Source organism: Frigoribacterium faeni (assembly GCF_007988805.1).
Taxonomy (GTDB): domain Bacteria; phylum Actinomycetota; class Actinomycetes; order Actinomycetales; family Microbacteriaceae; genus Frigoribacterium; species Frigoribacterium faeni.
On record NZ_BJUV01000051.1, the window covers coordinates 1 to 12,122 of the forward strand.

Here is a 12,122-nt window from a genome sequence, read left to right on the forward strand (position 1 = left end):
CACACCGCACCCGCACTAGACGCGGTGCGGCGCACGAAACACGGTGCCGCACGCCCGCCCCACACCGCACCGCGTTCCGCAAACCGCACCCGAACTAGACGCGGCGCCACGCACGGAACGCGGTGCAGCACGCCCGCCGCACACTGCACCGCGTTCCGAGCACCGCACCCGCACTAGACGCGGTGCGGCGCACGAAACACGGTGCCGCACGCCCGCCGCACACCGCACCGCGTTCCGAGCACCGCACCCGGACTAGACGCGGTGCGGCGCACGAAATGCGGTGCGGCGCGTGGGTCGTGGTGCCGCGCAGCGGGCGCGGTGCGGGCGCCGTGCAGGCGCGGTGCAGGGACGCCGCGACCACGGAGGCCCCGCTCATCGAGCGGGGCCTCCGGTCTGTCGCAGTCGCCTAGGCGGACTTGTCGGCGCGCTGCTCGGCGAGGCGCGGCACGATCGTCGGAGCGGCGTTCTCCATCACGGAGGCGCGGGTCACCACGACCTTGCCGACGGTGTCGTCGGAGGGGACGTCGAACATGATCGGCCCCAGGACCTCTTCAAGGATGGCGCGCAGGCCGCGGGCGCCGGTCTGGCGCAGCACGGCGAGGTCGGCGATGGCCTCGAGGGCGCCGCGGTCGAACTCGAGCTCGACGCCGTCGATCTCGAACATCCGCTGGTACTGACGCACCAGGGCGTTCTTCGGCTCGGTGAGGATCTGCATCAGGGCCGGCTGGTCCAGCTGCGCCACGGTGGTCACGACGGGGAGGCGGCCGATGAACTCGGGGATGAGGCCGAACTTGTGCAGGTCTTCGGGCAGGACCTCGCTGAAGAGAGCCGCCTCGTCTTCCTTGCTGTGCAGCGGTGCGCCGAAACCGATGCCGCGCTTGCCGGCGCGGTTGGAGATGATGTCCTCGAGGCCGGCGAAGGCGCCGGCCACGATGAAGAGCACGTTGGTCGTGTCGACCTGGATGAACTCCTGGTGGGGGTGCTTGCGTCCGCCCTGCGGCGGGACGGAGGCGACGGTGCCCTCGAGGATCTTCAGCAGGGCCTGCTGCACGCCCTCGCCCGAGACGTCGCGGGTGATGGAGGGGTTCTCGGCCTTGCGGGCGATCTTGTCGATCTCGTCGATGTAGATGATGCCCGTCTCTGCCCGCTTGACGTCGTAGTCGGCGGCCTGGATGAGCTTCAGGAGGATGTTCTCGACGTCTTCGCCGACGTAGCCGGCCTCGGTCAGCGCCGTCGCGTCGGCGACGGCGAACGGCACGTTGAGACGCTTGGCCAGGGTCTGCGCGAGATAGGTCTTGCCGCAACCGGTCGGGCCGATCAGCAGGATGTTCGACTTCGAGATCTCGACCTCGTCGGCCAGGGACTCGGCGGCCGTCAGCGTCGACGCCGCACGGATGCGCTTGTAGTGGTTGTAGACCGCGACCGAGAGGGCGCGCTTCGCGGCGTCCTGGCCGATCACGTACTCTTCGAGGAACGAGTAGATCTCGCGGGGCTTCGGCAGGTCGAACTCGCTGGCGGGCTCTTCGCCGGCCTCGGCGAGACGCTCTTCGATGATCTCGTTGCAGAGCTCGACGCACTCGTCGCAGATGTAGACGCCGGGACCGGCGATCAGCTGCTGGACCTGCTTCTGGCTCTTGCCACAGAACGAGCACTTGAGCAGATCGGCGCTCTCACCTATGCGTGCCATGCTCGGCCTCCCTACTGGCGCGGTGGTCGACGACCCCTGACGATCGCCGTCCCCCGAGCCTAACGCGATCCTCCGACACCGACGGACCCACACGGGACGATCGACGGATTGGTGGACGAGGCGAGGCCCCGGACCGGATGGTCCGAGGCCTCGAGGCGTCCACCGGGGGTGTCAGCGGGTGAGCGCCGGCTGGTTCTTGCGCGAGGTGAGCACCTGGTCGACGAGACCGTAGGCGAGAGCCTCTTCCGCGCCGAGGATGTTGTCGCGCTCGATGTCGCGGTTGACCTGCTCGGGCGTCTTGTTGGAGTGCTTCGACAGGGTCTCCTCGAGCCAGGTCCGCATGCGCAGCACCTCGGCCGCCTGGATCTCGATGTCGGAGGCCTGGCCGCCGCTGCTGCCGCCGGTCGCGGGCTGGTGGATCAGCACGCGCGCGTTCGGCAGGGCGAGACGCTTGCCGGGCTGGCCGGCGGCGAGGAGCACCGCGGCGGCCGAGGCCGCCTGACCGAGGCACACCGTCTGGATCTCGGGACGGATGTACTGCATCGTGTCGTAGATGGCCGTCATGGCCGTGAAGGAGCCGCCGGGCGAGTTGATGTACAGCGTGATGTCGCGGTCGGGGTCCATGCTCTCGAGCACGAGCAGCTGCGCCATGATGTCGTCGGCCGAGGCGTCGTCCACCTGGACGCCCAGGAAGACGATGCGGTCTTCGAAGAGCTTGGCGTACGGGTCCTGGCGCTTGTACCCGTAGGCGGTGCGCTCTTCGAAGCTGGGGAGGATGTAGCGGGAGCTGGGGGTCTGCACTCGGCCCGCGCCACCCATCATCGGGAGTTCCATGAGTTCTTCTCTTTCTCTGCTGACGATCGGGTGGGGACTAGTCCTGGTCGGTGCCGGCTCCGCCGACGACGTCGGTGGCCGAGCCGCGGATGTGGTCGACGAAGCCGTACTCGAGCGCCTCCTCGGCGGTGAACCAGCGGTCGCGGTCGCCGTCCTCGTTGATCTGCTCGACGGTCTTGCCCGTCTGAGCGGCCGTGATCTCGGCGAGGCGGCGCTTCATCGAGAGGATCAGCTGGGCCTGCGTCTGGATGTCCGACGAGGTGCCGCCGAATCCGCCGTGCGGCTGGTGCAGCAGCACGCGCGCGTTGGGCGTGATGTACCGCTTGCCCTTCGTGCCCGCCGTGAGCAGCAGCTGCCCCATCGAGGCGGCCATGCCGATCCCGACGGTCACGATGTCGTTCGGCACGAACTCCATGGCGTCGTAGATCGCCATGCCCGCGGTGATCGAGCCGCCGGGCGAGTTGATGTAGAGGTAGATGTCCTTCTCGCTGTCTTCAGCAGCGAGGAGGAGGAGTTTCGCGGCGATCTCGTTGGCGTTCTCGTCTCGGACCTCGGACCCGAGCCAGATGATGCGGTCTTTGAGCAGTCGGTCAAAAACACTGTTGGGCAGTGTCACGTCGGCCATGGTGGAGCTCCCATTCGTTGTCGCTTGGTGTCGAATCTATAGGGTCCAACCGACGTGGTCCGGGCTGTTCGCCCACGGCAGATAGCCACCGCGTTCCCCGCCCACGCGCAGGGCGCGACCGAGGAGGCACGGTATCGGCGGACGACGGAGGGCCGGGTGCGATCTGCACCCGGCCCTCTCGTGGCGACCCGGAGGTCGCCGTCACTCCTGTCGACTACGAGTGGTCGTGACCCGCGTGGTCGTCGTCGTCCGTGCCGACGCCCGCCGTGGCGGTGAAGGCGGACAGGTCGACGGACGCGCCCTCGCCGTCGACGACCTTGGCCTTGCTGAGCACGACCGCGAGGGCCTTGCTGCGCGCGACCTCGCCGACCATGGCGGGGATCTGGCCGTTCTGGTCGAGGACCTTGATGAACTCGCCGGGCTCCATGCCGTACTGCGCCGCACCCTGGATGAGGTACTGGGTCAGCTCGTCCTGCTCGACCTTGACCTCCTCCTTCTCGGCGATGGCGTCGAGGAGGATCTGGTTGCGGAAGGCCTTCTCGCTGCTGTCCTTCACCTCGGCGCGGTGCTCGTCGTCCTCCAGGCGGTTCTCCTGCTCGAGGTGACGGTGCACCTCGTCTTCGACGAGCTTCTCGGGAACGGGGATCTCGACCGACTCGAGGAGCTTCTCGACGACCTGGTCGCGGGCCTGTGCGCCCTGACCGAAGGTCTTCGACTTGGCGAGCTGCTCGCGCAGGTCGCCCTTGAGCTCGTCGATGGTGTCGAACTGGCTGGCGATCTGCGCGAAGTCGTCGTCGGCCTCGGGGAGCTCGCGCTCCTTCACGGCGGAGACGGTGACCGCGATGAGGGCGGTCTCGCCCTCGCGGTCGCCGCCGAGCAGCTTGGACTCGAAGGTGGTGCTCTCACCGGCGGTGAGCGACTCGAGGGCCTCGTCGATGCCCTCGATGAGCTCGCCCGAACCGAGCTCGTAGGAGATGCCCTTGGCGGTGTCGACCTCGTCGTCGCCGATGGTGGCGGTGAGGTCGATCTGCGCGAAGTCGCCGGTCGTCGCGGGACGGTCGACCGTGACGAGCGTGCCGAAGCGGGTGCGGAGGTTCGAGAGCTCTTCGTCGACCTCGTCGTCCGAGATCTCGACCGTGTCCACGGTGAGCTCGATGCCCTCGTAGTCGGGCAGGTCGAACTCGGGACGCACGTCGACCTCGACGGCGATGGTGAGGTCGCCGGAGAAGTCCTTGACGTCGGGCCAGCCGACGACGTCGGCCTCGGGGCGGCCGAGCACGCGGATCTCGGTCTCGGTGACGGCCTCGCGGTAGAACTTGTCGAGGCTCTCGCTCACGGCGTGGTTCAGGACCTCTTCGCGACCGACGCGCTGGTCGATGATGGGCGGCGGAACCTTGCCCTTGCGGAATCCGGGGATGTTGATCGACTCGGCGATGTGCCCGTAGGCGTGCGTGACGCTGGGCTTGAGCTCGTCGGGGGTCACGACGATGTTGAGCTTGACGCGCGTGGGGCTGAGCTTTTCAACCGTGGTCTGGACCAATGTGGGGCTTCTCCTGTGTTGGTGACGCTGAACTCACATCCGAGACAGCAGGTAGACGATCGTCGGGGCGACAGGACTCGAACCTGCGATCTTCCGCCCCCAAAACGGACGCGCTAGCCACTACGCTACGCCCCGTGTATCACCTGATGCGGCCGGCTCCCGTGTGATCCCGTTGAGGTCGGGTGGGGAAAAGGCCGCGTCCAGTCTAGCCGACGCCGAGACCGGGTGACTGAACGAACCGAGATCATGGTTTATAGTGGAATCACCCATGCGGTGGTGACCGCTTCGGGGATGTAGCTCAATGGTAGAGCCTCAGTCTTCCAAACTGATGGCGCGGGTTCGATTCCCGTCATCCCCTCCACAGACGCCGTTTCCCTCCGGGTCGGCGCATCCGCCTCGTGTCGATCTTCGGACTCCGCCGACCGACCGGTGTTCTCCGGACCGGGCTCCACCCGCCGAGACTCGTGTCAGCCGCCGTCCGTCACCGAGCGCATCACCGCGTCGAGTCCCGTACCCGGCAGGATGTGAGCGCCGAAGTAGACCGCACCGTAGCGCGTGAAGTGGATGCGATCCGGCGACAGGATCCGCCCCTCCTCGTCGGTGATCGGGATGCGGCCGTCGTCGGCCAGATCGAGCCAGGGCACGAGATGGTCGGCCGGGATCAGGTCGCGGGCGACGGCGTCCATCTCGACGATCCGGTCGGGCACCCGGTTGGTCAGCAGGGCCCGGTCGTCGGGCGCCTGACGGGTGATCCAGTTCGCGTTGTCGCCGAAGTTCTTGGCGCCTCCGTAGAAGATGTCCTTGCCGTCGGCCACCGCACGGGCGAGGTCGTCGCGAACGCAGGCGGGGTACTCGCGATCCGTCGCGTACAGGATCAGCTCGGCCTCCGCATAGCGCCGGTCGAACAGATCGCCCATCGGCTCGGTGGTGAAGCAGCCCAGGACGCCCGGCTGGTGGATGATCTCGAGCCGGGCGTCGGGGTACGTCTCCAGCACGCTGTTCGCCAGATCGCGAGAGAAGCTGTTGCCGACGACGAAGACGTTGAGGCGGTCGTCGTCGACGAACCGTTCGGCGTCGTTCTCGATCAGCCGCTGCACGTAGGTGACGTCGGTCGCGCCGTCGGCGAGCACGTCCGGCCCGTAGATGCGCCCCGGCAGCCCGCCCGTCGAATGGAGGACGAGCCCCAGTCCCACGGCGAACGCGGCCGACGAGGCGACCACCGGCACGAACACGCGCGTCCGGACAGCATCCGGGCGCCGGAACGGCGTCTCCACGAATCGCCAGGTGAGCCAGGCGAGCACGAGCGCCGCGACGGAGAGGGCGAGGAACACCCCCACGGTGGGGCTCTCGACGGACCAGACCCGCGCGAAGGCGAAGAGCGGCTGATGCCAGAGGTAGGCGCTGAAGCTGATGAGCCCGATCACGACCAGCCAGCGCTGCGACAGGACGCGGGCCGCTAGCGTGCCCTCGTGAGCGAAGGCGATGACGAGGGCCGTGCCGAGGACCGGCACGGCGAGCACGAGCGGGGACACGGCGGACGACCCGTCGACGAGCACGATGGACGCCAGGATGGCGAGGAGGCCCGCCCCGGCCGCGACGCCCCTGGCGCGAGCCCCGAGGAGGCGCGGCGCCGGCAGCCCCGGACGCGCGCTCCCGAGGGCGAGCCCGGCCCCGACGAGGAGCTCCCACGCGCGGGCCGGCAGCAGGTAGAAGCCGGCGTCGGGGTCCGTCCCGCCGAGCCAGACGGCGACGCCGATGCTCGCCAGGCCGAGGGCGACGACCCCCGCACCGGCCCACCGCCGTCCGCGCGCCAGCAGCACGAGCAGGACGAGGGGGAAGACGAGGTAGAACTGCTCCTCGACCCCGAGGCTCCAGGTGTGCATGAGCGGCTTGAACTCGGATGCGGTGTCGAAGTAGCCGCTGCTCAGGTACAGCAGGACGTTGTTGCCGGAGAGGAGCGTCGCCACGAGCGACTGACCGAAGCCCTCGAGCTCGTCGGGCATCATCCAGGCGAGTGCGAACGGGATGCAGGCGAGCATGACGACGAGGGTCGCCGGCAGGATCCGACGGACACGCCGCGCCCAGAACGACCGGAGTGAGAAGGTGCCGGCGGCGCGCTGCCCGACGATGATCCCCGTGATGAGGTAGCCGCTGATGACGAGGAACACGTCCACCCCGACGAGCCCGCCGGCCACACCGGCGACGCCGGCGTGGAAGAGGATCACGCTGAGGACCGCGATCGCGCGGAGACCATCGATCTCGGGCCTGTAGGTCATGGGCGGTCGCTCCGCCTGCCTCATTCGGGTCATGAACAGATATCAACTTTAGCATATCAATACCGGGTCGCCCCTCCGGATCCGCCGTCGATTCGTTCCGGCGGGTCCGGATGCCGCACAATGTCGCCATGACCCTGGGCTCGTCATCCCGCTCCCGACGCTCGATCGGCCTCCGGGCCGCCCTGACCGCCATCGCGGCAGGCACGGTCGTCGCCCTCTCGGCCTGCAGTCCCGCCGTCACGGCACCGCCCCGGGCGGAGTCGCTCGAGGGCGGAGCGCCGGCCGCCGCGTCGGGACCCCTCCGCGTCGCGGTCGTGGGCGACTCCCTCAGCGCGGGGCGGAGCAAGTTCCTGGGCAACGGCCTCGACGACAAGAGCTGGATGACCTACGCCCAGGGCGACGGCATCGAGTTCGCCGGCGGCTGGGCGAAGGCCGGCGCCACCATCGAGGAGATGGCGGACGCCGTCGAGCCGGTCGAGGCGGACGTGCTCGTGATCATGGCCGGCACCAACGACGTCCGCTTCGGCACCGCGTTCGCCGACGCCCGCCCGTCGTACGAGTCGGTCGTCGACACGATCGGTGCGGACCGCGTCGTGATCGCGGCCATCCCGCCGTACGAGCGCGCGCCGCAGCCGGCCGCGACCTACGACGCCGACCTCGCGGCCTGGGCCTACTCGGAGGGGTACCCCGTCGTCGATCCGTGGACCTTCGCTCGCGGGGCCGACGATCTCTGGGCCGCCGGGTGGAGCGCCGACGGCATCCACCCCACCGTGAGCGGATACGAGCGGCTCGGCCGCGAGTTCCACGAGCTCATCCTCGACGCGACCGCCCCGGTCGGCGCGGCCACCGCCGTGCCCGAGGCGGGACGCGCCCCGGGGTCCGTCCCGGGTTCAGGCTCCGGGGCGTCCGCCGGCTGACGCGCCCGTCGCACGCGACCCGCCCCGCGCCTCCTCGGACGGCTCCGCCGGCGACCCCGTCGCCACGTCGTCGCCGGGAGCCGTGGCTCCGAGACCGGCCGGCCCGCCGCCACGCGACGGCTTGCCCTGGGGTTTGAATCGGAGCGCCTGCTTCTCGACCAGCCAGTACGTCGCCGTCGCGAGCACCAGCGTGATCGTCACCGTCACGACGAGGTACCAGGCGTAGAGCGCCCGACCGCCGTGCCCCGGGTCGAGGATGTCCTGCATGATGCGGATCACCGGCATGTGCCACAGGTAGACGCTGAAGGAGATGACGCCGAGGTTCCGGATCGGCGCCCAGTCGCAGAACCGGGCGATCCAGCCGAGGCGGTCGACGTGCGCCGGCAGCACCATCAGCAGCAGCACGCCCGTGAACCCGATGGAGGCGAAGGTGTCCTGGAACTCCGGGCTCGACCCGATCCAGGCGACGACGAACGCCGCACCGATGATCACCATGAGCGCCCCGCGGAGGGCCGAGACCGCGACCGGCGTCGCCGATCCGCGCCGCACCGCGATGTAGAGGAGCGCGGCGGCCATCCCGAAGGCGAAGAGGTCGGCGTGCAGCAGCAGGCTGCGGCTCACGACCGAGAACCAGTTGTCCGACCAGCTGAGGTCTCCCCCGCTGAGGCCCGACGTCCGGCCGACGGCGTGCTGCCAGATCTTGCCCGCGACCCCCGCGACGAACATGACGCCGACCGGCACGAGCGCGCCGATCCACCCCGACGTCCGCGCGGCGACCCGACGGCCGAGCATCGCGAGGAACGGCAGCACGAGGTAGAAGGTGAGCTCGACCGTCAGGGTCCACGACACCTCGAGACCCGTCCGCAGGGTGCCGGGCAGATACGAGTGCAGCAGCGTCAGGTCGACGAGCGTCTTCCACCAGGGCAGCTGCCCGAACTCGCCCTGAGACAGGAACGACATGCGGAGTCCGAAGTTGACGATGAGGAACACCACGACGTAGGCCGGCCAGATCCGCAGGAACCGGTTGGCGGTGTACCGCCGCAGCGACGGCAGCTCGCGACCCTCGATGATCCGCGTGGCGAACGGCCAGAACAGCAGGAAGCCCGACAGCACGAAGAACAGGCTGAGCCCCTGGTGCATCAGGAACACCAGCAGCGGCATCGTCTCGTCCTCGACGTCGCGGGTCAGGACGTGCGCGACGTGGTAGGCCAGCACCGCCATGGCGGCGAGGCCGCGAAGACCCTCGAGGCCGACGATCCGGTCGCCCCAGTGCCGGTTCGACGACGCGGTCGCCCCGGCGGGGGTGGGGGTCGTAGCCGTCGCGGACATCGCCACAGGCTACCGGAGGCGCCGCCTGAGCGACCGGTGACCGGTTCAGCCCGGGAGGCGCGGGTCAGCGCTGCAGGAACGCCAGCACCGCGAGCACCCGGCGATGGTCGGAGCCGCTGTCCTCGAGCAGCAGCTTCTGGAAGATCGACGTGACGTTCTTCTCGACGGCCCCGGTGCCGATGACGAGCGCCGCGGCGATGGCCGCGTTTGTCCGCCCCTCGGCCATCAGCGTCAGCACCTCCCGCTCGCGGGGAGTGAGGGCCGCGAGGGGGTCGCTGCGCCGCCCCAGCAGCTGCGACACGACCTGCGGGTCGAGCACCGTGCCTCCGCCCGCGACCCGTTCGAGCGCGTCGCGGAACTCGTCGAGCGAGGCGATGCGGTCTTTGAGCAGGTAGCCCACGCCACCCGACCCGGCCTCGAGGAGGTCGCGCGCGTAGGCGACCTCCACGTACTGCGAGAGCAGGAGGATGGCGGTGGTCGGCCGTCGGGAGCGGATCTCGATCGCGGCGCGGACGCCCTCGTCGGTGTGCGTCGGCGGCATCCGCACGTCGAGCACGGCCACGTCGGGCGAGACCGCATCGAGGTCGGCCAGGAGCTCCTCGGCGTCTCCGTAGGCGCCGGCGACGGTGACGCCGATCTCGTCGAGGAGCCGGACGAGCCCCTCGCGCAGCAGCACGGAGTCGTCGGCGACGACCACGCGCAGGGACGGGTCGAGAGAGCTGTCGGCCATCCGCCCAGTCTACGGAGCGGGCGCTCGGCCGGACGCCCGCTCAGAACGCGCCGGGACCGAGGGGGGCCGTCGGAGCCGTCGGGGCGAGGGGAGCCGTCGGAGCCGTGTCGGCCGGGGAGCCGACCGAGCTGCCGAGGTCGGACGCCATCGGGATGCTGACGGTGACGATCGTCGGTCCGCCGGCGGGACTCGAGATGTCGAGGAACCCGCCCAGGCCGACCAGGCGCTCCTGCACCCCGGCCAGGCCGTGGCCGTCGCGCAGACCCGCGCCGCCCCGCCCGTCGTCGGTGACGACGAGCTCGAGCAGAGTGCCGACGCCGTCGGGTGCCTGACGCGTGCGCACGACGATGTCGGCCGAGGAGGCCTCGGCGTGCTTGCCGATGTTCGTCACGAGCTCGGAGGCGATGAAGTAGGCGTTGCGCTCGATGTCGCTCGGGATCACGACGTGCGCGGGCACCCGGTTCAGCATCGTGGTCGGGATGACGGCCCGGTCGACCAGCGACTCGAGAGCGGCGACGAGCCCGCGATCGAGCAGGAGGGGCGGGGCGAAGCCGCGGGACAGCGCACGGAGCTCCTCGAGGGCCTCCTGGGACTGCAGCCGCGCCTCCTCGATGAGGCCCTTGCTCTTGACCGGGTCGGAGTCGACGGCGCGGGACGCGGCGGCGAGATCCATCTGCAGGCGCACCAGCCGCTGCTGCGGGCCGTCGTGGATGTCCCGCTCGAGACGTCGCAGCGCGGTGCCCTCGGCGGACAGCGCCGCCGTGCGCGAGATCTCGCGGTCGGCCAGCTCGACCTCGAGCTGGTCGGAGCGGAAGCCGCCGAGCATGGCGGCGGCGATCGCCTGGTGCATGACGACGAAGCCGTGGAGGACGTACGGCAGCAGGAGGACCACCGTGGCCAGCAGCACGACGCCGACGGCGAGGGACCCCAGCCCGAACGCGCCGCCGCCGACCACCTCGACGAACGAGTAGGCCGTCGCGGGCATGATGCCGCTCAGGAGCAGGACGCCCACCAGCACGAAGAGGGCGGGCACGGCGAGCGCCGCGACGGTGACGAAGGACGTGAACCCGGCGACCACCGGGAAGACCACGAGGGCGTAGAGCAGGTAGAGCCAGTAGTGCGGGTTCGCGACGACGGAGAGGGTGCGCACGAGCCACTTGTCGGACCGGCCCCACGCGGTGTTCGGGGTCCAGTCGACCGGTCGGATGGGCCGGTCGGAGGCCCAGCGGAGGCGGACGACCTCGAAGGTGCCGAACCAGCGCGCCAGCCACAGGCCTGTGAACACGACGACCGCGAGGAACAGCAGGCTGCCGAGCGAGTCTCCGGCGCCCTGCCAGCCCGAGAAGAAGACGGTGGCGGCCACGCTGAGGACGACGACGAGCACGGCCGAGAGAGCGATGTAGCCGATCTCGCGCGGCAGGCCGCGCCAGCGGCGGGCGTAGCCGCCCGGCTGCCGGGGCGGCGAGAGGTAGGGGTTGGGGGCGGTGATGGTGGTCTCCTGGATCATGCTCCGAGCCTGGTCGACGGCGGGGCGTCTCCCCATGGTGCCAGCGACCGGACCGGGGGTGGGGTTATCCCCCGCCTCGGTCGCCGACGGGACGCCCGGTGAGGGCAGGCTGCCCTAGGTGAGCGGAGCCTCAGCTTGCTTGCGGAATGCTCCCAGACGCCTAGCGTTGTCTCCATCGTCTAGGAAAGGACCATGTCATGACCGATCTCACCCGCACCGTCCCCCAGGGTTCCGTCGACCCCGACGTCGCTGCCGGCGTCGCCCAGTTCCTCAGCCAGATCGTCACCGACATGACCGCCCTCTCGGTCAACGGGAAGCAGGCCCACTGGCACGTGCGGGGCATCGCCTTCGTCGCCGTGCACGAGCTCATCGACGTGGTCGTCGACCACGCCCGCGAGTGGGCCGACCTCGCCGCCGAGCGCGTGGTGGCCCTCGGCCTCCCCGTCGACGGCCGCATCGAGTCCGTCGCCGCGAAGACCGTCATCCCCCCGACCTCGCCCGGCTTCAACCAGATCGACGTGACCATCGCCGAGCTGGTCGCCCAGATCGACGCGTCGCTCGTCGCCGTGCGCACCGCCATCGACGAGCTCGGCGAGCTCGACGCCTCGAGCCAGGACGTCGCCATCGAGATCTCCCGCGGCCTCGAGAAGGACCGCTGGTTCCTCGCCGCGCACGTC

10 protein-coding genes and 2 tRNA genes are annotated in these 12,122 nt (G+C 70.0%); 3 read left to right on the forward strand and 9 right to left on the reverse strand.

Annotated features, from left to right (window positions below; genetic code table 11):
* Positions 1-406: 406 nt before the first annotated feature.
* From clpX to FFA01_RS15075, 5 genes are all read right to left on the reverse strand, one after another.
* Entirely contained in the window at positions 407-1,687 is a 1,281-nt protein-coding gene (clpX, locus tag FFA01_RS15055; protein ID WP_146857006.1) for an ATP-dependent Clp protease ATP-binding subunit ClpX, read from the reverse strand.
* 171 nt (positions 1,688-1,858) lie between these two features.
* Positions 1,859-2,521 (reverse strand): ATP-dependent Clp protease proteolytic subunit, encoded by a 663-nt coding sequence (locus tag FFA01_RS15060; RefSeq protein WP_146857007.1) that lies wholly within the window; start codon positions 2,519-2,521, stop codon positions 1,859-1,861.
* A gap of 37 nt (positions 2,522-2,558) precedes the next feature.
* The gene (locus FFA01_RS15065) at positions 2,559-3,146 is read right to left on the reverse strand and encodes an ATP-dependent Clp protease proteolytic subunit (protein WP_146857008.1); all 588 of its coding nucleotides are present in this window, start codon (positions 3,144-3,146) and stop codon (positions 2,559-2,561) included.
* A gap of 214 nt (positions 3,147-3,360) precedes the next feature.
* Complete coding sequence (gene tig, locus FFA01_RS15070; protein WP_146857009.1) at positions 3,361-4,686, reverse strand: trigger factor; 1,326 nt, start codon at positions 4,684-4,686, stop codon at positions 3,361-3,363.
* Positions 4,687-4,748: 62 nt separating this feature from the next.
* Positions 4,749-4,821 (reverse strand) — tRNA-Pro (locus tag FFA01_RS15075).
* A gap of 152 nt (positions 4,822-4,973) precedes the next feature.
* Between FFA01_RS15075 and FFA01_RS15080 the strand changes: the two genes are divergently transcribed.
* Positions 4,974-5,047 (forward strand) — tRNA-Gly (locus tag FFA01_RS15080).
* Between the two features lie 106 nt (positions 5,048-5,153).
* Here FFA01_RS15080 and FFA01_RS15085 read toward each other — a convergent pair.
* Positions 5,154-6,962, reverse strand: coding sequence for an acyltransferase family protein (locus FFA01_RS15085; RefSeq protein WP_167627400.1), 1,809 nt, complete (start codon positions 6,960-6,962; stop codon positions 5,154-5,156).
* A 128-nt stretch (positions 6,963-7,090) separates the two neighbouring features.
* On the opposite strand from FFA01_RS15085, the gene FFA01_RS15090 reads away from it, so the two are divergent.
* On the forward strand, positions 7,091-7,879 hold the full coding sequence (locus tag FFA01_RS15090) for an SGNH/GDSL hydrolase family protein (protein WP_167627401.1): 789 nt from the start codon (positions 7,091-7,093) through the stop codon (positions 7,877-7,879).
* Here FFA01_RS15090 and FFA01_RS15095 read toward each other — a convergent pair.
* The 3 genes from FFA01_RS15095 to FFA01_RS15105 all read right to left on the reverse strand — a co-directional run bounded on the left by FFA01_RS15095 (position 7,853) and on the right by FFA01_RS15105 (position 11,445).
* Positions 7,853-9,208 carry an acyltransferase family protein gene (locus tag FFA01_RS15095; RefSeq protein WP_146857012.1) on the reverse strand — a complete coding sequence of 452 codons (1,356 nt, stop codon included), beginning with the start codon at positions 9,206-9,208 and terminating at the stop codon, positions 7,853-7,855. The two genes, FFA01_RS15090 and FFA01_RS15095, sit on opposite strands and share 27 nt — an antisense overlap.
* Positions 9,209-9,272: 64 nt before the next feature.
* The gene (locus FFA01_RS15100) at positions 9,273-9,938 is read right to left on the reverse strand and encodes a response regulator transcription factor (protein WP_146857013.1); all 666 of its coding nucleotides are present in this window, start codon (positions 9,936-9,938) and stop codon (positions 9,273-9,275) included.
* Between the two features lie 40 nt (positions 9,939-9,978).
* The gene (locus FFA01_RS15105; RefSeq protein ID WP_167627402.1) at positions 9,979-11,445 is read right to left on the reverse strand and encodes a sensor histidine kinase; all 1,467 of its coding nucleotides are present in this window, start codon (positions 11,443-11,445) and stop codon (positions 9,979-9,981) included.
* A gap of 197 nt (positions 11,446-11,642) precedes the next feature.
* On the opposite strand from FFA01_RS15105, the gene FFA01_RS15110 reads away from it, so the two are divergent.
* The coding region (locus tag FFA01_RS15110; RefSeq protein WP_146857015.1) for a Dps family protein at positions 11,643-12,122 on the forward strand (480 nt) is incomplete at its 3' end.

What these genes read in the sequence shown, in the direction of transcription:
- FFA01_RS15065 (WP_146857008.1), bottom strand. Translation starts at nt 3,146, where the DNA reads ATGGCCGACGTGACACTGCCCAACAGTGTTTTTGACCGACTGCTCAAA.
- FFA01_RS15095 (WP_146857012.1), bottom strand. Translation starts at nt 9,208, where the DNA reads ATGTCCGCGACGGCTACGACCCCCACCCCCGCCGGGGCGACCGCGTCG.
- FFA01_RS15100 (WP_146857013.1), bottom strand. Translation starts at nt 9,938, where the DNA reads ATGGCCGACAGCTCTCTCGACCCGTCCCTGCGCGTGGTCGTCGCCGAC.
- clpX (WP_146857006.1), bottom strand. Translation starts at nt 1,687, where the DNA reads ATGGCACGCATAGGTGAGAGCGCCGATCTGCTCAAGTGCTCGTTCTGT.
- FFA01_RS15090 (WP_167627401.1), top strand. Translation starts at nt 7,091, where the DNA reads ATGACCCTGGGCTCGTCATCCCGCTCCCGACGCTCGATCGGCCTCCGG.
- FFA01_RS15085 (WP_167627400.1), bottom strand. Translation starts at nt 6,962, where the DNA reads ATGACCTACAGGCCCGAGATCGATGGTCTCCGCGCGATCGCGGTCCTC.
- FFA01_RS15060 (WP_146857007.1), bottom strand. Translation starts at nt 2,521, where the DNA reads ATGGAACTCCCGATGATGGGTGGCGCGGGCCGAGTGCAGACCCCCAGC.
- FFA01_RS15105 (WP_167627402.1), bottom strand. Translation starts at nt 11,445, where the DNA reads ATGATCCAGGAGACCACCATCACCGCCCCCAACCCCTACCTCTCGCCG.